Origin of the sequence: Actinomadura syzygii (assembly GCF_008085905.1) — a bacterium.
In the GTDB taxonomy this organism is placed as follows: Bacteria; Actinomycetota; Actinomycetes; order Streptosporangiales; family Streptosporangiaceae; genus Spirillospora; species Spirillospora syzygii.
The window spans coordinates 240,582-261,412 of sequence record NZ_VSFF01000009.1; the positions used below are offsets into that span (position 1 = coordinate 240,582).

General features: G+C 75.2%; 13 protein-coding genes and 1 pseudogene. 8 read left to right on the forward strand and 6 right to left on the reverse strand.

Annotation, left to right across the window (positions count from 1 at the left end; translation table 11 throughout):
• Positions 1-32 precede the first annotated feature (32 nt).
• Positions 33-1,454, forward strand: a complete 1,422-nt coding sequence (locus FXF65_RS23930) for a DHA2 family efflux MFS transporter permease subunit (protein ID WP_222868710.1) — start codon at positions 33-35, stop codon at positions 1,452-1,454.
• 36 nt (positions 1,455-1,490) lie between these two features.
• Here the strand turns inward: FXF65_RS23930 and FXF65_RS23935 are convergent, their stop codons facing one another.
• Complete coding sequence (locus tag FXF65_RS23935) at positions 1,491-4,538, reverse strand: AAA family ATPase (RefSeq protein WP_148352253.1); 3,048 nt, start codon at positions 4,536-4,538, stop codon at positions 1,491-1,493.
• On the reverse strand, positions 4,535-5,665 hold the full coding sequence (locus tag FXF65_RS23940; protein ID WP_148352254.1) for an exonuclease SbcCD subunit D: 1,131 nt from the start codon (positions 5,663-5,665) through the stop codon (positions 4,535-4,537). The genes FXF65_RS23935 and FXF65_RS23940 overlap by 4 nt, the downstream gene beginning before the upstream one ends.
• A 230-nt stretch (positions 5,666-5,895) precedes the next feature.
• Between FXF65_RS23940 and FXF65_RS44770 the strand changes: the two genes are divergently transcribed.
• From FXF65_RS44770 to FXF65_RS23950, 3 genes are all read left to right on the forward strand, one after another.
• Positions 5,896-6,582: a RibD family protein gene (locus FXF65_RS44770; RefSeq protein ID WP_222868711.1), complete on the forward strand. Its 687-nt coding sequence runs from the start codon at positions 5,896-5,898 to the stop codon at positions 6,580-6,582.
• The gene (locus tag FXF65_RS44775) at positions 6,575-7,015 is read left to right on the forward strand and encodes a deaminase (protein WP_222868712.1); all 441 of its coding nucleotides are present in this window, start codon (positions 6,575-6,577) and stop codon (positions 7,013-7,015) included. Before FXF65_RS44770 ends, FXF65_RS44775 begins: the two co-directional genes overlap by 8 nt.
• A 125-nt stretch (positions 7,016-7,140) precedes the next feature.
• Complete coding sequence (locus FXF65_RS23950; RefSeq protein WP_148352255.1) at positions 7,141-8,577, forward strand: aldehyde dehydrogenase; 1,437 nt, start codon at positions 7,141-7,143, stop codon at positions 8,575-8,577.
• Between the two features lie 170 nt (positions 8,578-8,747).
• Here the strand turns inward: FXF65_RS23950 and FXF65_RS23955 are convergent, their stop codons facing one another.
• From FXF65_RS23955 to FXF65_RS23965, 4 genes and pseudogenes are all read right to left on the reverse strand, one after another.
• On the reverse strand, positions 8,748-9,674 hold the full coding sequence (locus FXF65_RS23955; protein WP_246199043.1) for an AMP-binding protein: 927 nt from the start codon (positions 9,672-9,674) through the stop codon (positions 8,748-8,750).
• A 65-nt stretch (positions 9,675-9,739) separates the two neighbouring features.
• Positions 9,740-10,684, reverse strand: coding sequence for a class I adenylate-forming enzyme family protein (locus FXF65_RS45390; protein ID WP_246199044.1), 945 nt, complete (start codon positions 10,682-10,684; stop codon positions 9,740-9,742).
• Positions 10,685-11,647: 963 nt separating this feature from the next.
• Positions 11,648-11,971: pseudogene (locus tag FXF65_RS46275) on the reverse strand (AMP-binding protein); the annotation flags it as partial.
• A gap of 126 nt (positions 11,972-12,097) precedes the next feature.
• Entirely contained in the window at positions 12,098-14,647 is a 2,550-nt protein-coding gene (locus FXF65_RS23965) for a helix-turn-helix transcriptional regulator (protein ID WP_246199045.1), read from the reverse strand.
• Between the two features lie 114 nt (positions 14,648-14,761).
• Between FXF65_RS23965 and FXF65_RS23970 the strand changes: the two genes are divergently transcribed.
• Genes FXF65_RS23970 through FXF65_RS23985 form a run of 4 tightly spaced genes read left to right on the forward strand, consistent with a single transcriptional unit; the run spans position 14,762 to position 20,772 of the window.
• Positions 14,762-15,973, forward strand: coding sequence for a hypothetical protein (locus tag FXF65_RS23970; RefSeq protein WP_148352258.1), 1,212 nt, complete (start codon positions 14,762-14,764; stop codon positions 15,971-15,973).
• The gene (locus tag FXF65_RS45395; RefSeq protein WP_246199046.1) at positions 15,970-16,842 is read left to right on the forward strand and encodes a hypothetical protein; all 873 of its coding nucleotides are present in this window, start codon (positions 15,970-15,972) and stop codon (positions 16,840-16,842) included. Before FXF65_RS23970 ends, FXF65_RS45395 begins: the two co-directional genes overlap by 4 nt.
• Positions 16,835-17,491 (forward strand): DprA-like winged helix domain-containing protein, encoded by a 657-nt coding sequence (locus FXF65_RS23980; protein ID WP_148352259.1) that lies wholly within the window; start codon positions 16,835-16,837, stop codon positions 17,489-17,491. Before FXF65_RS45395 ends, FXF65_RS23980 begins: the two co-directional genes overlap by 8 nt.
• Positions 17,488-20,772 carry a coiled-coil domain-containing protein gene (locus FXF65_RS23985; RefSeq protein WP_148352260.1) on the forward strand — a complete coding sequence of 1,095 codons (3,285 nt, stop codon included), beginning with the start codon at positions 17,488-17,490 and terminating at the stop codon, positions 20,770-20,772. Before FXF65_RS23980 ends, FXF65_RS23985 begins: the two co-directional genes overlap by 4 nt.
• The last annotated feature ends 59 nt before the right edge of the window (positions 20,773-20,831 follow it).

Genomic DNA, 20,831 nt, shown 5'->3' on the forward strand with positions numbered 1-20,831 from the left:
CCCTCACCGTCACCGGACGGCCGGGAGGCCACATGCGCAGGATGTCCCCCGAGGGCCGGGTACTCGCCCTGACCTCGGTGTCCGCTTTGATGATCCTGCTGGACGCGCTGGTCGTGACCACCGCGCTGAGCACGATCAGAACCGATCTCGGCGCGTCCGTCGAGACCCTCGAATGGACGGTCGCCGCCTTCGCGCTGCCGTTCGCGGCGCTGCTGATGACGGCGTCCGCGCTCGGCGAGCGGTACGGCCGCCGCCGGATGCTCGTCGCCGGGCTCGCGGTGTTCACGCTCGCGTCCGCGGCGTGCGCGCTCGCGCCGAGCGTCGGCGCGCTGATCGCCGCGCGGGCCGTGCAGGGCGCCGGGTCCGCGCTGGTCATGCCGCACGCCATGGCGCTGCTCGCCGCCGCGTACCCGGCCGCGCGGCGGGCCCGCGCGCTCGGCGTCTTCAGCGGGGTGACCGGGCTCGCCACGCTCGGCGGACCGCTCGTCGGCGGCGCGGTCGTGCAGGGGCTCGCCTGGCAGTGGATCTTCTGGCTGAACGTGCCGCTGGGGCTCGCGCTGATCCCGCTCGTCCGGGCGGGCGTCCCGGAGAGCAGGGGCGCGGCGCGGCGGATGGATCCGGGCGGCGTCGTCCTCGTCACGCTGGCGGCGGTCGGGCTCGTGTGGGGGCTCGTCCGCGGGAACACGGCGGGCTGGGACTCGCCGGAGGTCGCCGGAGCCCTGGTGGCGGGCGCCGTGCTGCTCGCGGCGTTCGCCGCGTGGGAGCGGCGCGCCGCCGAGCCGATGCTGCCGATGGGGTTCTTCCGCGTCCGCGCCTTCGCGGCCGGGAACGCGGCCGGGTTCCTGCTGTACGCCGCGATCTTCGGGGCGGCGTTCTTCCTCGCGCAGTTCCTGCAGAACGGGCTCGGGTACGGGCCGCTCGGCACGGGGCTGCGGCTCGCCCCCTGGACGGTCACGCTGTTCCTCGTCGCGCCGCTCGCCGGACGGCTCGTAGCGCGGGTCGGGGAGCGTCCGCTGATCACCGGCGGGCTGCTGCTGGAGGCGGCCGGGTTCGCCTGGATCGCGGTCGTCGCGTCGCCTGACATGGCGTACGCGGAGATGGTCGCGCCGCTGATGCTGGCCGGGGTCGGGGTGTCCCTGGCGATGCCCGCCGCGCAGAACGCGGTGATCGGCGCGGTGCCCGCAATCGGCGTCGCGTCCGGGACGTTCAACACGCTGCGCCAGTTCGGCGGCGCGTTCGGGATCGCGGTGACCGCCGCCGTGTTCGCCGCGTCCGGCGGCTACGGCTCGCCGGACGACTTCGCGGCCGGCTTCGTCCCCGCGACCTGGGTGATGGCCGCACTGGCGGCGACCGCCGCCCTGGCCGGCCTCGGCACATCCGGCCGCCGCGTCCCCTCCCCTGCCGCCGCCCGCACCGACACGGCACCCGCGCAGCCGACGGCACTGCGCTCGTAGTGGACGCGGTAACGGGCGGCGGGCCGAGTGGTGTGGTCAGACGGTGATGGAGACGGTGGAGCCGGTGCGGTCCTTGGTTACGCGGAGCTGCGCGGGGATGCGGGCGCGCAGTTCCGCGACGTGGCTGACCACGCCGACCGCGCGGCCGCCGTCGCGGAGCCCGTCGAGGACGTCCATCACCTCGTCGAGCGTGTCCTCGTCGAGGGTGCCGAAGCCCTCGTCGACGAACAGGGTGCCGATCTCGGCGCCGCCCGCCTCGGCGGTGACGACGTCGGCGAGGCCCAGCGCGAGCGACAGCGACGTGATGAACGACTCGCCGCCGGACAGTGTCACGGGGTCGCGGTCGAGGCCCGTCCATGCGTCGGCGACGCGGAGGCCGAGCCCGCCCGCGCCCTTCGTGCGGTCGCCCGCCGCCTTCTCCGTCGTGTGGACGAGCGCGTACCGTCCGCCGGACATGCGGCGCAGCCGCTCGTTCGCCGCGTCGACGACCTGTTCGAGGCGTGCCGCGAGCACGTAGGCGGACAGCGACATCGCGTGCCGGTTCGCCGGGTGCTTCCCGGACGTGAGCCCCGCGAGCCGCTCGGCCACCGCGTGCCGTTCCGCCGCCGGGCGCCAGTCGCGGACGGCCGTGCCGAGCCGTTCCCGCAGCTCGGCGAGCCGGTCGCAGCGGTGCGCGGCGCGGTCGGCGGCGCTGACGGCGTGGGCGTGCACGCTGTCGGCCGCGTGCAGCATGGCCTCAAGCGCGGGCAGGTCGGGTGCGGGCTCGGCCGCCGCCGCGACGAGCGCCGGGTCCGTGAGCTGGGCGCGGACCTCGGCCTCGGCGTCGTCGAGCCGCCGGATCCGGTCGCGGAGGACGCCCTGATCCTCGTCGGCCAGCTCCGCCGCGAGGACCTCGTCCGGGGTGCGGAACCCCTGCGCGGCCGCCTCCTGCCCGGCCCGCGCGCGGGCGGCGGTGAGCTCGGCCTCGGCGCGGCCGGACGCGCGCAGCGCCTCGACCGCCTCGGCCAGCGCGCCCGCCTCGCGGCCGAGCCGGGCGATCCGCGCCTCCAGCGTCGCGTCGCCGCCGCGCGCCTCCGCCAGCTCGGCGGACAGCCTCGCCTGCTCGTCGGCGAGCTTCGCGTCCTCGGTGCGGTGCTCGGTGAGGGCGCGGGAGACCTCGTCGCGTTCGACGCGGACGCGCTCGAGCTCCTGCTCGTGCCGGTGCAGGATCTCCTCCAGGCGTTCGGCGTCGGCCGCCCGCGCGTCGGCCGCGTCGAGCGCGCGGTGCGCCTCGGCCAGTTCGGCGGCGAGGGCGGACGCAGGCGTCTCCCCCGCGATCTCCATCAGCTTGTCGCGTTCGGTGCGCAGCTCGCCGAGCGCCGTCCCGGCCTGCTCGCGGACGTGCTGCGCCTCGTCGGCGGTGTCCTGGGCGGCGTCCACCTCGTCCTCGGACGGGACGGGGCCCGGCGCGACGGCCGGGTCCGGGTGGTCGGACGATCCGCAGACGCGGCAGGGCTCCCCGGCTGCCAGCTCACCGGCGAGGACGGCGGCCATCCCGTCCAGCCGCGCCTGGCGGAGGTCGAGGACGCGCTGCCGGGTGTCCTGCGCCGCGTCGACCGCCGTCCGGTACGCCGCCTCCGCCTCGGTGAGGGCCTGTTCGACCTGGTCGCGGCGCTGCGCGGCGTCGAGGCGGCGGCCCGCGTCCTGGACGGCGGCCGCCGCCCCGGGACGCGCGGCGGCGGCGAGCACGGTCTCGTCCCGCTCGGCGCGGCGGGCCGCGACGACGACGGGCAGGTCGTTCAGGGCAGCCGCGACGCGCGCGTCGGCGGGCTCCAACCGGCGCAGCTCCTTCTCCAGCCCGGCGCGTTCGCTCTCGACCCGGCGGAGCCGGGCGGCGCTGGCACGGCGGCCCTCCAGCGCGGCGACCTCGTCGCGGCGGTCGCGCTCGGCCTTGGCGAGGACGTCCTCCGGCGCCTTCGGCGGCACCAGCGCGGACGCCCCGGCCCGGGTCTCGTCGGCCCAGCGGCGCGCCCGCACGGCCTCGTCGTGCCGGGCTCTCACGTCCCTGACCAGCGGGACGACCCGGTCGGCACGCGCGGCGGCGTCGAGCCGGGACGCCAGCGCCGACTTCTCCTCCGCGCGCTCCGCCAGCGCGTCGCGCCGCGCGGCGGCCCGCGCGTGGCGGTCCCGCCGTTCGGCGAGCGCGCGGCCTTCGTCTAAGGCGGCGCGGGCCCCGGCCAGCGTCGCGGCGGCCTCGTCGCGCAGCGTCTCGACGGCCGCGCGGATGTCCTCGTGGCCACGCGCAAGCTCGGCCGCCCAGGCGGGCAGCGTCTCGACCTCGTCCAGCGGCCCGGTCTCCGCGGCGTCCCGCGAGGACGCCCCGCGGTCGGCCGGGCGGGGGCGCGGGACGAGCGGCCCGTCCCCGCGCGGCGCCGGCGCCCCGGTCGCCTCGGCGACACGGTCGGCGAGCGCGGCGGCCCGCGCGGCGAGGTCGGCGGCCTCCCGCCCGGTGCCGGCGCGCCGCTCCGCGAGCCACTTCTCGACCTGGGTGAACACCTCGGTGGCGAACAGGCGCTCCAGCACGCGGCGGCGCTCGTCCGCCCCGGACCGCAGGAACCCCGCGAACTCGCCCTGCGGCAGCAGCGCGACCTGGCAGAACTGGACGGCCGTCATCCCGAGCATCCGGGACACGAGGTCGCCCGCCTCGTCCAGCCGCGTGGTGAGGCCCGTCCAGCCGCCGTGCTCGAACTCCTCCACGACGACCTTCGCGTGCTCGACGGTCGTGCCCGAGCCGCGCAGCTTCGGCCGCTCCCACGCGGGCGAGCGGGACACGCGCAGGCGGCGGCCCCGGATCGTCGTCTCCAGCACCACGCGCGGCACGGCGCCGGGCGCGGCGTGGTCGCTGCGCAGGCCCTTCACCGCGTTGCGGACGCCCGGCACCTGCCCGTACAGCGCGAAGCACACCGCGTCGAGGACGCTCGTCTTCCCGGCGCCCGTCCGGCCCTGGATGAGGAACAGCCCGGCGTCCGACAGCGCGTCGAAGTCGATCTCCTCGGTGCCGGGGAAGGGACCGAACGCGGTGATCTCCAGCCGGTGGAGCCTCACGCCATCGCCTCCTTGCGGCGGCACGCCTGGAACGCCTCGTCGAGCAGGGCGCGCTCGGCGCCGGTCGCGGGCCCGTCGGCGACCTCGGCGACGAAGTCGCCCGCGATGTCCTGCGGGGAGCGCTCGCGGACGCGGCCGGACCAGGTGCGGACGGCGTCCGCCGCGCCGCCCTCCGGCTCGAACCCGAGGACGAGCGTGTGCGGGAACCGGCGGCGCAGCCGCTCCATCGCCGCGGACGGACGGCGCGCGTCGGTCAGCGTCACCTGGAGCCAGCGGTCCTCGCAGCGGTCGAGCGCCGGGTCGGCGAGCAGGTCGTCGAGCCGTCCGCGGACGCGGGCGAGACGGCGCGGGACGGGCGCCTCCACGAACTCCGACGCGATGCCGTCCGCGCGAAGGTCGACCAGCCAGGACCCCTTGACGTGCTTCTCTTCCGAGAACGAGTAGGCGAGCGGCGATCCCGAGTAGCGGACGCGGTCGGTGATCTGCCATCTGCCGTGCAGATGGCCGAGCGCCGCGTAGTCGACGCCGTCGAACACCGACGCGGGCACGTGCGCGGAACCGCCGACGGAGATGTCGCGCTCGCTCTCGCTGGCCTCCCCGCCGGTGACGAACGCGTGCGCCAGCACGACCGTGCGCATTTCAGGGCGCCGGACGGCGTCGGCGCGGACGCGGCGCATCGCCTCCTGGAGCGCGGCGGCGTGGCTGCGGTCGTCCAGCTCCCACTCGTGCCGGACCAGCTCGGGCTCCATATACGGGACGCCGTAGATCGCCGAGTCCCCGACCACGACGGGCTCCCCCACCGTCGCGAAGTCGGTGCGGACGTGCACTCCCGAGGCGTCCATCAGCGCCGACCCGAACCCCAGGCGGCGGGCGGAGTCGTGGTTGCCCGCGATGAGCACGACCCGGGCGTGCTCGGCGATCCGCCTCAGCGTCTCGTCGCACAGCCGGACGGCGTCGACGGCGGGCAGCGCCCGGTCGTACACGTCCCCGGACACCAGCACGCACTCGACCCGCTCCGCCTTCACGGTCTCGACCAGGTGATCGACGAACGCCGCCTGCGCGGCCAGCAGATCCTCACGGTGGAACGATCTGCCGAGATGCCAGTCGGAGGTGTGCAGGATTCGCATGTCGCAGCAACCATAGGCACCCCGTCCGACACATCCCGCGCAGAAACGCCGCGCAGCCCCGAACGAATCTTCGATCCCGCCCGACGGCACTGCGCGGGCGAGCTCCCGCGCGCGGCGCGGGGGCGGGCGCTCGCGTGAGGGACGCGGGTGGGGCTCGCGTAGGGTGACGGCGTGAGCGGAGTGAGCCCGGGGGTCCGGCGCGGCGGGCTCGTCCCGCGCGGGACGGACGCATGAGCGCGCGACCCTACGTCCTGCTGAGCTGCGCGATGTCCGCGGACGGCTACATCGACGACGCGACCCCGGAGCGGCTGCGGCTGTCCAGCGCCGCCGACTGGGACCGGGTGGACGGCGTGCGCGCGAGCTGCGACGCCATCCTCGTGGGCGCCGGGACGATCCGCGCCGACGACCCGCGGCTGCTGGTCAGGTCGGCCGCGCGGCGCGACAAGCGGGTCGCGCGCGGGCTCCCCGCCGACCTGACGAAGGTGACGCTGACCTGGAGCGGCGACCTCGACCCGGGCGCGCGGTTCTTCACGACGGGCGAGTCGCCGAAGCTGGTGTACGCGCCGTCCGGGACGGCCGCCGACCTGGCGCCGAGGCTCGACGGCGTGGCCGAGGTCGTCGACGCCGGAGACCCGCTCTCCCTCGACGCGCTGCTCGCCGACCTCGCGGGACGCGGCGTCCGGCGGCTGATGGTGGAGGGCGGCGGCGCCGTCCACACGCTGTTCCTGACGAGCGGGCTCGTGGACGAGCTGCAGCTCGTCGTCGCGCCGTTCTTCGTCGGCGACCCGTCCGCGCCGCGGTTCGTCCAGTCCGGGGTGTTCCCGCAGTCGACGGAGCGTCCGATGCGGCTCGCGGAGGTCACCCGCATCGGCGACCTCGCGCTGCTGCGCTACCTCGTCGGGGCCGGGCGTGGATGACCTGGGCTGGCTGTCCCTGGCCTGCGACCTCGCGGCGCTGTGCCCGCCGTCCCGCACCGCGTTCTCGGTCGGCTCGGTGATCGTCGGCGCGGACGGGCGCGAGATCGCCCGCGCCCACTCCCGCGAGTCCGATCCGCACGACCATGCCGAAGAGGCCGCCCTCGCTAAGACCGCGTCCCTCCCGGCCGGAGACCTCGCGGGGGCGACGGTGTACAGCTCGCTCGAACCGTGCGGGAAGCGGGCGTCGCGGCCGCGGACGTGCGCCGAGCTGATCGTCGCGGCGGGCGTCCGGCGGGTGGTGTTCGCCTGGCGCGAGCCGTCCCTGTTCGTCGCCGGGACGGGCGCGGACGTCCTCACCGCAGCGGGCGTCGAGCTCGTCGAGCTGCCCGAGCTGGCCGGACGCGCCCGCGAGCCGAACGCGCACCTGCTCTGACGCCCGGCGGATGAGACGCGAGTCTCATTCCCCTTGCCAACGCCTGGGGACGCCGTGCGATGCTGTGCCCAAGCAAGCATTCGGTTACCCGGGTTCGGCCCCGTCGGGCAGGGAGGCACGGCAGCATGCGCGAGCACGATCGGCTGTTCATCGGCGGCGGGTGGACCGCCCCGGCAGGCACCGCGACGATCGACGTCGTCTCCCCGCACACCGAGGAGGTCATCGGACGCGTCCCCGAGGGCACGCAGGCCGACATGGACGCGGCGGTCGCGGCCGCCCGGCGCGCGTTCGACCACGGCCCCTGGCCGCGGATGGCGCCCGCCGAGCGCGCCGAGATCGTCGGACGGCTGTCCGCGATCTACGCCGAGCGGCAGCAGGAGATGGCCGACCTCGTCACCGCCGAGATGGGCTCGCCGATCATGTTCTCGGTGTTCGGGCAGGCCGCGATCCCGCAGATGGTGCTCCAGTACTACGTCGACCTCGCCTCCACCTATACCTGGGAGGACGAGCGTCCCGGCATGCTCGGCCCGGTGACCGTGACGCAGGAGCCGGTGGGGGTGGTGGCCGCGATCGTCCCGTGGAACGTGCCGCAGTTCACGCTCATGCTGAAGCTCGCCCCCGCGCTGATCGCGGGCTGCACGGTGGTGGCGAAGCCGTCCCCGGAGACGCCGCTCGACAGCTACCTGCTCGCCGAGTGGATCCAGGAGGCGGGGATCCCGGACGGCGTCGTCAACATCGTCCCGGCGGGCCGCGAGGTCGGCGCCTACCTCGTCGCGCACCCGGACGTGGACAAGGTCTCCTTCACCGGCTCCACCGCCGCCGGACGCAAGATCGGCGCGGTCTGCGGGGAGCAGCTCAAGCGCGTCACGCTGGAGCTTGGCGGCAAGTCCGCCGCGATCGTCCTGGACGACGCCGACCTCGCGAGCACGGTCGAGGGGTTCAAGCTGGCGTCTCTGATGAACAACGGGGAGGCGTGCGCCGCGCAGACCCGGATCCTCGCGTCCCGCCGCCGCTACGACGAGGTCGCGGACGCGCTCGCGGCCATGGTCGGCGGCCTCGCGGTCGGCGACCCGTCCGACTACGGCACCGAGATCGGCCCGCTGGTCGCCCAGCGGCAGCAGGAGCGGGTGGAGAACTACGTCCGGATCGGGCAGGACGAGGGCGCCAAGCTGATCACGGGCGGGCTGGACCGTCCGCACGACCGCGGCTGGTACGTCGCGCCGACCGTGTTCGGCGGCGTCGGCAACGACATGCGCATCGCCCGCGAGGAGATCTTCGGCCCGGTCCTCGTCCTCATCCCCTACGAGGACGAGGACGACGCGGTGAGGATCGCCAACGACAGCGACTACGGCCTAGGCGGCTCCGTCTGGACGTCCGACGTCGACCACGGCGTAGACGTAGCCCGCCGCATCCGCACGGGAAGCTGCGGCGTGAACCTCTACACGCTCGACCCGAACACCCCGTTCGGCGGCTACAAGAACAGCGGCCTGGGCCGCGAACTGGGCCCCGAGGGCCTCCACGCCTACCTGGAACACAAGTCGATCCCCCGCCCAACCCGCTAATCCCGCCCCGCGTTACGGCATTGCGAAGCCGCGGGCCCGCCCCGGCGTCCCGGAGCATCCGCCTGAACCCACCACCACCCCAGGTCGCGGCATTTCGAGGGTCCGCCGCGCGCCCCAGAGCATCCGCCGCGGGGCGGCGGATGCGCTGGGGCGGGCTCTTGGGCCCCCGGTCAGGGCAGGGGGGCGACCGTCCAGCCGTGGCGGGTCCGGCAGGCGCGGACGGCCTCGGCGGCGGGTGCGGCGGTGACGAGCAGGCGGACGTCCGGCACGAGGGCGCGGGCGTGGTCGAACGCGATGGCGCGGAGCTTGGCGGGCGTGACGACGGCCGCGGTCGCCTCGTGTTCGCGGATCGCCTCCAGCACGTCGCGAGGTTCTGGGCCGGGGACGCCGACCAGGGTGACGCCTTGGCTGAGGCACAGGTCGACGAGACCGACCCAGGTGGGAACGGTGACGTCCTGGCCGGGGAGGACCAGCACGTCGCCGTCGCCCAGGCCCAGCGCGCCGCCGAGCCGGTACAGGTCGGCGAGCCGGTCGGCGTGCGTGATCTCCTCCGGCGGGACGCACAGCCGCAGCGCCGGGTCGCGGAGCGGGTCGGGCGGCGGCGGGGCGGCGCCGGGCCCCTTCTCCAGGAGGCGGGCGAAGGGCGTCGTGCCCGGGACGTCCCCGAACGCGAAGACCTGCCGGACATACGACCGCTCCGCCCCCGCGAGGGCCCGCGCCGCCGTGCCCTCGCCGGTCAGCAGGAACCGGGCGCCCGAGGCGTTCATCAGGTGGGCGACCTCGGCGGGCTCCGCGTCCGGCGGCAGCGGCGCCGGGACCGCCCCCGCCGCGCCCACCGCGTGGACGGCGAGCGCGAGGTCGCAGACGCCCGAGACATGGATCGCGCCCACGTCGCCGCGCCGGACGCCGTGCTGCCGCAGGCCGTGCGCCGCGGCCGCGACCGTCTCGGCGAACTCCGCGTGACCGAGCCGCTTCCCGGGGTCGACGAGGGCGACCCGGTCGCCGCGCCGGACCGCGTCGGCCCCGGCCGCGTCCAGGACGGCCTCGGTGATCGTCGTCCCGGCGAGCGTGACCGGGGCGCTGGTTCCCTCGGGCATGCGCCGAACGTATGCCGCGCGCACCCCGCGCCACATCCGAAGAACTGTGTAGGCGGGTGTGTAGATCACGGGGCGAGCCCGGCGCGTTCGAGCAGCGCCCGCCGCCGCACCTGCCCGTCCGGCGCGCGCGGGATCTCGTCGACGACGTGCACGGCGGACACCATCCGCGTCCGGTGGACGTGCTTGTTGACGTACGCGAGCAGATCGCCCTCGGACGCCCGCTCCGCCAGGACGACGAAGGCGTGCGGCGCGAGCCCGAGGTCGTCGTCCGGGGCGGGGGCGACGACGGCGTCCTCGACGGCGGGATGCGCCGCCAGCACCGGCTCCGGTTCGCCGGGCGGCTCGGACCGGACGGCCGGGAGCCGCCCGAGGATGAACACGCGCTCGTGGTCGTCGGCGAACGCCGAGTCGCCCGTGGGCAGCCACCGGACGGGCACCGCCGCGGTCCGCGCGACCGGCAGCCGCACGCACAGCTCCCCCGGCTGGTAGGACGGCTGCGCCGTCCCCCTCCGCGGATGGACGATCCGCCACGTCACGCCGGGCAGTCCCCGTCCGACGGAGTCGAGCGTGCCCTCCTCGACGGCCCGCAGGTTGAGGTGCGTGAGCCCGGCGGCCTCGGCCAGGCCGTACGCCTGCCGGACGGGGCACCCGAGCCGCGCGGCGGCGGCCCGCGCGTCCTCCGCCGCGAGCGGGCCGCCCGCGGCGACGACCGCCCGCAGCGCCCCGAGCTCGTACCGCGACACCGCACGGTCGTAGGCGAGCGCCTCCACGAGCCGGGGCGGCAGCACCGCGACGGTCACCCGGTGGTCGCGCAGGGCACGCAGGAGATCAGGCCGTCTCGTCCCCGCGCACGCGACGACCGTGGCCCCGAGCCGCAATACCGGATTGAGCACCCCGTTGACGCCGAGCACATCGCTGAACGGCAGCGCGCTCAGCACGACATCGGACCCACCGAGCAGCCCGGAATCCGCGACCCGCACCAGCCCAGCGACGACCTCGGCATGCGTCAACCGAACGACGTCGCCAGCCCGTCCCTGCTCCCCCCGCCCCCAAACGACCAACGCGACATCCCGATCAGGATCCCCGCTCGTCCCTTGACCGACTCCCGCCGCACCCCCAGACGGCCCGCCTACCGCAAGACGATCGCGCCCCGAGAACCCTTCACTCCCACCAAGCACCCAAGAATCCCCGCGAGCTTTCTCCGAGTCACCCCCGACACCCCCTCTATGCGACGCATCGCCATCCTCCGCCGAGGGACGCTCACCCCCTCCAACCGCCCCTTCGCCCACCTCGAACCGAGCAACTCCCGAACGCTCACCAGTAGGCGATAGACCTACACCCGAACCCGAGCCCCCACCGACACCAGAGCCACCAACAACGTCATCCTCACGAGCCCCCGCAGGACGACCACCCTCAGCAAGCCCACCAGCAATCGCCTGTTCACCAGGCCCCGGAGGCCGACTACTCGGAACGACGCTGGCCGCCGTAGAACCCCGGAGTCCTCCGAGATCGACGGGCACCGAACGACCACCAGACGAGGCAGAACCCAGGGCGGATCCAGGATCGCCAGGCACCAGACGACCACCAGGCGACGCGGGGCTCTCGGCTGCTTCGGGACCGCCGAGCACCGAACGACCACCAGGCGACGCGGAACCCCCGAATGCTCCAGGATCGGTAGACGGTGCACGGCCGGCAGCCCACGCGGGATCCTCGGGTGCTCCGGGGTCGGCGGGTATCGGACGATCGTCGGGGGGCGTGGGGTCTCTACGCGATGAGGAAGGCGGGGGTGTTGCGGACTGGGCGGATGCCGGTTGGGCGTCGTCTAGCCCGTCGTCACTTACCAAGAGGGCATCACTGAGCAAGAGGTCATCGAGATGAAGTAGGCGCGCCCCCTCTCCCGCATCCGTGCCCCGACCGGGTTGTGTGATGACTGCGTGCACGAGCCCGGCATCGACGGGTTCGGCGGCGTCGGTCGGGAATGGTGCCGCGCCCATCGCGATGACAGCGTGGAGGGCGATGGCGAACTCCGGACCGTCCAGCAGGTGCAGCGCTACGACATCGCCCGGTCCGAGCCCCTCGCGGACGAGGCCCGCCGCAGCGGCCTCGACCTTGATGGTCAGTTCTGCGTACGAGATCGCGTTCCCGGACACGGCATCAATGACCGCAGGCCGTGCAGAGCCGGCGCCCGCCGCGCCCAGTACGGCCCGCGTCACCGTCACCGCGGGGTAGGCGGGCGCCGGGTCTACACCTCTGGAAAGCATGTCGCCGAAGCTAGATCGGTGGTCGCGGCCGCACATGCTCCGAAATGTGCAACCACCGTCGTATTCGCGCCGGCGATGGTGAGCCGCTCTGTGTACACATCCTCAGGACCATTGGGAGTGGCAGCGGTGGCAGAGCCCGCTCCGCTCGCCCTCGCATCGTGGTCAGGGAGACGGCGGGGACGGGCCTTCCGCGCGGATGTTGTCCACGGCCCAGGCGGCTATCTGGGCGCGGGACGAGAAGCCGAGCTTCGTCAGAATGTTCGTGACGTGGCGCGCCACGGTAGCGGGGCTGATGACGAGTTCGTCGGCGACGCCGCGATTGCTGAGGCCGCGGGCGATGAGCCGGGCGATCTCGCGTTCCCGCGGGGTGAGCGTGCTCGGTGGCGTCGACGGCTCCGCGACTCCGGCGGCGCGCGGCAACGGGACGGACACCCGCGCCACTCCGTTGGGAAGGACGTCAGCGGGCGAGGTCGCACCGTTGGAGGCTTCGTCCGGAGCACGGAGGGCGTAGGCAACGGCGTCGTCGGCGGGCATTGCGCGGCCCTCGCCCCAGAACTGGGCCACCAAGGGCTCACCCAGCTTGCGGCGGATGGGCTCCAGGGTGCGTTCGCGGCGGGCGCCCGAGCCCGGCTCGCGGCCGGTCGCCTCGCGCAGGGCGGACGCGGAGCCCGCCAGCATCACGGCGCCACGGGCGTCGCCCTCGACGGCGACCAGTTCCGCGAAGGCGTCCAGGGCGCGGGCGATGTCGAGCCGGATGCCGGACGACCGGCTCAGCGTGAGGCTCTGCGAGAGCGAGTCGCGGGCCGAGTACGGGTCCCCTTGTTCCAGCGCCACGCGGCCGAGCCCGGCGAGCGCGCGGGCCATCTCGGGACGGGCTCCGATCTCCGCCAGGATCGGCAGGACCTCGGCGTAGTGGCCGCGCGCGGACGCCGCGTCGCCGCGCAGCTCGGCGAGGCGGCCGAGGCCGATCATCGCGTGCGAGGCGCCCCAGAGCTGGCCGATGTCGCGCATGACGGACGCGGCGGCGTCCAGGTGCTCGCGGGCCTCGCGCAGCCGGGAGCCGCGGATCAGCAGGTAGCCGCGGGCGGCGGAGGCGTAGCCGCGGTTCCACTCCTGGCGCGGTCCGGCGGCGATCGCGTCGGCCTCGTCGAGGCGTTCGGCGGCCTCCGCGAACCGTCCGGCGCGGACCAGGCATTCGGCGCTCGTGATCAGCGCGGTCGCGGTCATGAAGTCGTCCCCGCAGCGGCGGCAGGGCGCGAGCGCCTCCTCCGCGTAGCGGGCCGCCTGGGCGAAGTCGCGGCCGCCGACGGCGAGCTGGGCGCGTCCGGCGAGGGCCGGGCCGAGGACGTCCGGGTCGAGACCGTGCGCGGCGGAGAGGAAGCGGTCGGTCCAGTCGGCCCATTCGGCGACCCGGCCGCGCACGATCCAGAAGGTGCGGAGCGCGGTGCAGATCCGCAGGCCCTCGGCGATGTCGCCGTGGTCGAACGACCAGGTCAGCGCGGCGACGACGTTGCCGAGCTCGACGTCGTACCGGTTGAACAGCGCGACCCGCGCGGCCCAGGGAGCGGGGTCGTAGGCGACGGCCATGCGGCCGTCCCGTTCGGCCGCGTCGAGGACGGCGTCGCGGTGCCGCGCGCGGAACGGCTCCTCCCCGGCGTCGGCGAGCCGCTCGGCGGCGTACTCGCGGATGCTGTCGAGCTGCCGGAACCGCACCTCGCCCGCCAGCTCGCCGGCCACCGCGACGAGGGACTTGTCGACCAGCGCGGTGAGCAGGTCGAGGACGTCGTCGGCGGGCAGCGCGGCGTCGGCGCAGACGAGCTCGGCCTGCTCCAGCGTCCAGCCCGCGAAGACGGAGAGGCGGCGCAGGAGGGTGCGTTCGGGCTCGTCGAGCAGGCCGTGACTCCAGTCGATCGCGGCGCGCAGCGTGCGCTGCCGGGCGGGGGCGGTGCGCTCCCCGGCGCTGAGCAGCCGGAACCGGTCGGCGAGGCGGCGGGCGATCTGGTCCACCGACAGGACTCGGACGCGGGCGGCGGCGAGCTCCAGCGCGAGCGGCATCCCGTCGAGGGCGCGGATGACCTCGTGGACGGCGTCCGTCCCGGCGAAACCGGGCCGGGCGGCCCTCGCGCGCTCGACGAACAGCCGCTCGGCCTCGTCCGGCTCCAGCGGCGGCACCCGCCAGACGTTCTCGCCCGCCATGCGCAGCGGCTCCCGGCTGGTGGCGAGCACCCGCAGCCGCGGGCAGCGGGCGAGCAGCATGCCGGTGAGCTTGGCGCACTCCTCGACGACGTGCTCGCAGTTGTCGAGGACGATCAGCGCGGCGGGGGCACGTAAGGCGTCGGCGAGCGTCTCGGTGAGGGGGCGACCGTCCTCCTCGGCGACGTCGAGGACCGCGGCGACGCGGCGCGCGACCGGCTCCGGCGCGCCGTCCGGGCGGACGTCGGCCAGTTCCACGAACCACACGCCGTCGGGGTGCGCGGCGAGCAGGGTGTGCGCGACGTGCAGCGCGAGCCTGGTCTTGCCGATGCCGCCCGCGCCGCACAGCGTCACGGCGCGCATGCCCTCCAGCAGGCGGCCGAGGTCGGCGACGTCGCGCTCGCGGCCGACGAAGGCGTTGGGCTCGGCGGGGAGGTTCGTCTTCACGGGGGTGTGCGGCGTGGCCATGTTCCCTGCCGTTCCGTGCCCGGTGCGCCCCGCGGCCGGGACATCCGTCATGGCGTGAGTGTGGCATCGCTCTCCGTGCACCGCCACGCTTTCGCGTTCTCGATTGTCCCCGGAGGAGGCCGCCGATTCCACCCTGGCGGCGTGCGGGCCGTACCGTAGTGCGCCGTGTCCACCGCCTCCGAGAACGCGGCCGCCAGCCTCGACGACGTGCTGGTCGGCGAGGCGGTGCTGGGCGTCTACCGGCAGATGTTCGCCGCGCTGGCCCGCGACAGCGGCGCCGTCGTGGACGACCCGGAGCTCGTGGACGTCGCCGAGACGCTGCTCGCCGCGTTCGCCGACGCGGGCGAGGACGGGCTGAGCCGCGAGCAGATGCGGTACGTGTGCCGCCGCTACCCGCCGGAGGTGTTCGAGAACCGGCTGCGGGTGCTGAAGGGGCTCGGCGCCGTCCGGGAGGTGTTCCCGAAGCCGAACCAGCTCCGCTACCGGGCGTCGTTCACGAGCGTGGTCGGGCTGATGTTCGTCCGGCGGATGATGCTGGACGGCGGCCAGAGCGAGATGCACCGCCTGCTCGCCCTCGAGCAGCTCAACGTCGCCGACCCGCGGATGACGCCGGAGCAGGCGCGCGACGGCGCGGACGGCCTGGCGCGCGCGTTCCGGCTGTGGAGCGTCGAGCTGGTCACGCTGACGAACGGGACGATCGAGGAGCTTCGCGAGCAGGCGCCGAAGCTGTGGGGCACCGAGGAGATCCTGGTGCGCGCGGAGCGGCTGCACGGCGCGATCCTGCGCCGGTGGCCGCAGCTCGACCGGACGTGCACCGACCTGCGCGCCGCGATCTACGCCTACGGCGACGCGTCGCGCCGCGCCGCCGCCCGCCTGTCGGACTCCGCGGGCACGACCCGGAACCTGACCCTCCTGCCGCCCGAGACGTGGCGGACGTTCACGCGCACCGCGTCCCGCGAGGACCTCGCCGCCGTCCTGGACGGATTCGTCTTCGACGCCGCCGCGCCGTGGCACGAGCCGTCGGCGGTGGTGACCGCCGTGGAGGACGGCCCGCGCGCGACGCCGCCGCGTCCCGCACCGCCGCGCCCGGCCGTCCCGGACACTGGCCTGTCGGGCGACACGGGCTCCGACACGGCCGCGGCCGACCGGCTCCGCGACATCGCCGAGCAGGTCCTCCGGGGGCGCGACCGGGTCGCCGTCGAGGACGTCCTCGCCCAGGACTGGCCGACGGCGCGCCGCATCCTCGCCGACCTGTCGTCCGTACATCTGCATCCCGAACTCCCCTACCGGCTCGTCTGGTCGGACGATCTGACCGTGCGGCCCGCGGGCACCCCGACCTGGGTGTCCCCGGGCTGGTTCGAGAGGACGGGCACGTGACCGCTCCCCCACCACGGGACGTCTCCGGCGTCCCGTCCGGCGCGCGGCATGTCGCCTCCTCCGCCGCCCCGCGTGCTGGCTCGCGTGTCGCTCCGGCCGCCGCTCCGGCCGTGGACCCGCACGTACTGGCCCGCGCACGCGCCCGCGCGCTGGGCGCGCCGTCGATCCCGGCGGCCGACCCCGTCCCGCCGGGCACGGCCGCGGCGACGGACGGCGCCCGCGTCTGGCTCCTCCCCGTCTGGCCGGACGGCGCCACGCCCGCGCTGCTGGAGGAGTACGACACCGCGCCCATGCCGCTGGACCGCGCGGGACTGGCCCGCCGCGTCCTCGCCGCGGCGCTCCGCTGCTGCTGGCGGCGGCTCGACGACGCGCCCTGGCCGGGCACGGCCGCCACGGTCGCGGACGTCCTGGACGTGTACGCGAACATGACGCGCAGCGACACCGACCTGGCCCGGCGCTGGGCCACCGGCGAGCTGCGCCGCCTGTCGGACACCGGCTGGCTGCTGCTCGACGAGCCCTCCGGGAGCGTCCGCCTGGGCCCCCGGGTCGCGCTCTGGTCGGAGGGCTCCCTCGCCTCCCTCCGGGACCTCCTCCACCGCCTGCCCGAACCCCCGCAGGCAGAGCCCGCACAGCCGGAACCCGCGCAGACGGAGCCCCGGCCCGCCACCGAACCGAGCGGCTCATCAGCACCTCCGAACGACCTTGATTCCCCTCTGTCATCAGATCCTTACGCACCGTCCGCCTCTACCGACGAAAAACTTGCGCCTGTGGATAACTCGCCCGCCGCGCGGCCAGCCGCGCCGCCGGTCGGCTCGTCCGGCGAACTCCCGGGGACCCCAGGGAAATTCGGGCAGGACGGCGATGAGTGACCCGTTCGATGGCCTGCTGCGGTCGTACGACGAGCGGCGCCGGGCCGAGCTCGTCGCCGCGTACATGGCGGTCGAGCACGCGGCCGAGCCCGTCCCGGAGGTCCGGTTCGCAGCGTTGCGGGAGCCCGCGCTCCGCCGGACGGTCGAGGAGATGCTCGCGCTCGGCGGCCGCACGCTCGTGCGCCACGAGCAGACGAGCTGGACGTCCGGATACCGGGACGACGTCGCCGCCGAACTGGCGAAAGACCCCGAGTGCGTCCCACCGGTGCGGGAGCGGGCCGTGCTGACGCTCGTCCTGATCCACTCGGTGGCGATCCCGCGGGCGGCGGGACAGCTCGCCGACGACACGTGGCTGTCGCCCCATCCGACCCCGCTGGACGAGCTGCGCCGACGCACCCAACTGCCCGTCGGGGAGCTGGACTCGGCGCTGCGCAGGCTCCGCCTCGCCGGACTGGTCTCGCAGGTCAAGGCGGGCGCGGACGACGCCGGCGGCTTCGTCCCCGGCCCGCAGTTCCACCGGCTGACCGTCGCCGCGCGGCGGCGGCTGCAAGAAGAGCTGATCCTGGCCGCGGGCCCCGACTCGCCGCTCGCCGCGGCGATCCGGGCGCGCCGCAGGGGCCGGGAACGCGAGCAGGGGGAGAGCGCATGACGGCCGTCCTCGAACCGCTGGTGCCGGTCCCGGCGCGCGGCGACGCGGAGAACGTGGTAGGCGACCGGACGCTGGTCGCCGTGCAGGCGGTGAACATCTCGCGGCTGTCCACGCACCCTGTCCCGACCGTCCCGGGGACGCTGATCGTGGTCGCCGGGCAGGGCCCGAAGGACTCCAACGGCGCGGGCAAGTCGTCCTTCATCGCCGCCATCACCGCACTGCTCGGGGACGAGCAGTGGCGGTTCGCGTCCGGAGCGCGCGCGGTGGCGGAGCTGCTTTTCAACGCGGAACTCGCCGCGCAGGGCGACAGCCAGTGGGCGAGCGCGGACCACGGTTACATCGTCGGCGTCTTCGACCACGCCGACCGCGTGGAGGACGACGGGGAGACCGCCGTCACCGTCTGGCTGCGCGTGAACGTGGACGCGCCGCACCTGGAGATCCGCTGGCGGGACGGCGTCCACCTGGCGGCGGCGCCGTCGGAGGCCGAGCGGGTCTCGCTGGCGGACCGGCTGTGGGCCGGGCTGCCGCGCAGCGCCGGGCGGCGCGACCTCGTCGCGAAGGACCTGTCCCGCGTCCTGTACGGGGGCCAGGTGCGTTGCGTGTCGTTCCTGTCCACGTCGGTGAGGTCGAAGGTCGCGACGAACCTGCTGTCGCAGCCGCTGAACGAGATCAGCCCGGAGCGGATCTTCAGCGCGATCGCCGCGCTGACCGGGCTCGACCGGGAGCTCGAGGCGGAGCGCAAGTCGCGGGCGGAGGAGCACCGCGAGCGCGCCAAGGCGGCGGAGGCCTCCGAGCGGCTCGCCGACTGGGAGCGCGACGCGGCGTCCCTGCTGAAGACGTTCGACCGCCGCGACCGAGCGCGGGACGAGGTCGCGGCGGCGCTGCGGCACTGGCGGACGCGGCAGGCGCGGCTGCTCGCGGACGCGTCCGCCGCCGACGCCGCGCACGCCGCCGAGCAGGAGCGGCTGCGCGCGGAGGGCGCGGAGCTGGCCGCCGCCGCGAAGGCCGCCGAACGCGAGATCGAGCAGCTCACCGGCGGGGCCCTGGACGCGCAGTCGCAGGAGGCCGGGGCGGCCCTCGCCGAGCTGAAGGGCCAGGCGGGCAAGCTCGCCGCGGACAAGGCCGTCGCCCGCGACCGGCTGGACGAGCTGCGCCGCCAGGTGTCCGCGCTGGAGGAGCGGCGGCGCGAGGCGGACGGCCGCGACGGCGCCGCCGCCCGCGCCGAGCTGGCCGCCGCGGAGGCGCGCCGGGACGAGGCGCAGCAGGAACTGGGCATGGCGAAGGGCGCGGTCGCCCGCGCGGAGCGGTCCCTCGCCGAGGCGGAGGCGGGCGAGGGCAGCGCGCCCGCGCAGATCCGCGCGCTCGCCGCCGAGGGGATCACCGCGGTCGGCCTGCTGGACGCGGTGGAGCTGGCGGACGACGTCCGGGAACGCTGGGAGGCCGCGCTGTGGCCGTACCGGGAGGCCGTCGTCGTCAGCGCGGACGACCTCCCCGCCGCCGTCACCGCCCTCAGGAACATGCCCGGCTCCATGATCGTCCCCGCAGACTCCCACCCCGCCAGCAGGACCCAGCCCACCGAACCACCGCATCCCGAGAGCGCCGCCCAACCCGACAGCGCCGCCCCACCTGAGAGCGCTGCCCAACCCAACGACGCCGCCGAGCCTGACGGCACCCCCGTCTCCGAGGGCTGCGGCATTTCCGAGAGCAGCAGCCGTTCCGGGGGCGGAGGGCTGCCGGACGGGGTGCGTTGCGAGCCGTCGCTTGGACGGTTCTTCGCCGCTCTTGCGGGCGATCCCGTCCACTCCGGCGGCATGGCGGAGGGCGGTGCCGGAGTCGTCGTCGTGGGCGGATTCGCGGAGCCGGTCACCGGGCGCGTGGCGCGCGTGCGGGCGGCGCACGCCGCGCTTGAGACCGCGCGGGAGACCCTGGAACGGGCGCGGCGGGCCACGTCCGACGCCGCCGCCGACGTGGCCCTCGCCGGGCGGCGACTCGCGGGCGCCGGCGCGGCCGACGAGCTGGACGCCGTCCGCGACACGATGACGGAGCTGCGCGAACGCCTGGAGGAGCTGGCGGCGGGCGAGTCCCGGCTGGGCCCGCGGCTCGGCGCGGCGGAGCAGACGCTGCGGCGGCTGCAGGCGAAGGCCGACACGCGCGCGCTGGAGATCGACCGGCTCCGCGGCCGCCGGGAGGCGCACGAACGCGAGCGGGACAAGGTCCGGCGGGCGTCGGCCGAGCTGGCCGACAAGCGGGCCGTGCTCGGCCTCGACGCCCTGGAGAAGGAGTGGGGCGGCACCCGCGAGGGTGCGGCCGAATGGCTGTCCGGGCTGGACGACGACGAGGCGACATGGACGCCCGCCGAATGGTGGCACACCGCTGAGAAACACCTTTCGGAGGCGCTCCGCCGAGTCTTCCCGGACGGGCCGTCCGACGAGGACATGCCCGAGGAGACGCGCTTCCTCCTGCGCGAACGCGCCGAGGGCGAGGGGCGGCGCACCGACCGCGAACAGGCGACGTTCCCACGCCTGGCGAAATCCCTTGAGGCGTATCTGCGCCAGCAGGACGACTACGAGAAGCACCAACGGCGCCAGATCGAAGTGCAGTTGTCCGCACGTCGCACCGACTTGGAGAAGGCGCAGAAGGGCGCGGCGGAGGCGGCAGGCGCGGCGGAAGCGCACCGCACCGCGCTGACGGCCGCGATCCGGGCGCGTCTCCAGCGGGTGTCGGACGAGTTCGAGAAGCTCGACGTCGCGTACGGCGGCTATGGCGCGACGCTGGAGTTCCCCACGCCCGAGCAGCCCGGCGACCCGGAGCAGGAATGGCGCTGGCGGGTCACGCCGAAATGGCGGCGCTCGGAAGGGCAGCGCTACGTCCCCTACAACCGGCGCGCCAACACGGCGCTCATGGACGAGAAGGCCGTCAAGCTGGTGTGCGCGGCGGCGCTCGCGAGCTCCGGCGGCGGACGCCTCTGCCTCGTCCTCGACGAGCTCGGCCGGAACCTCGGCAAGGAGCACCGCAAGGAGGCCGTCGCGCTGTTCCGCAAGATCGGCGAGACGCACGGCATCACGGTGATCGGCGCGCTCCAGGACGACATGGAGCCGTACGCGATCGACGCCTGCGGACAGTACGTGAAGCTGCGCCGTTCGTCCGACACGATGCCCTACAACGAGCCCCCGGTCGTCGTCGGCTACGACGACCACGAGCCCCGCGTCCGCAAACTCGCCGACCAGATCGCCCGCTCGCCGAGCACGTACCCTGCCACCGCGGCGGTTGAACCGGAGTAGCGGTCGTGGGGCCAACCCGTCGTGCCGGGGCGGCGTCAGAATGGGGGAGATCGCAGACC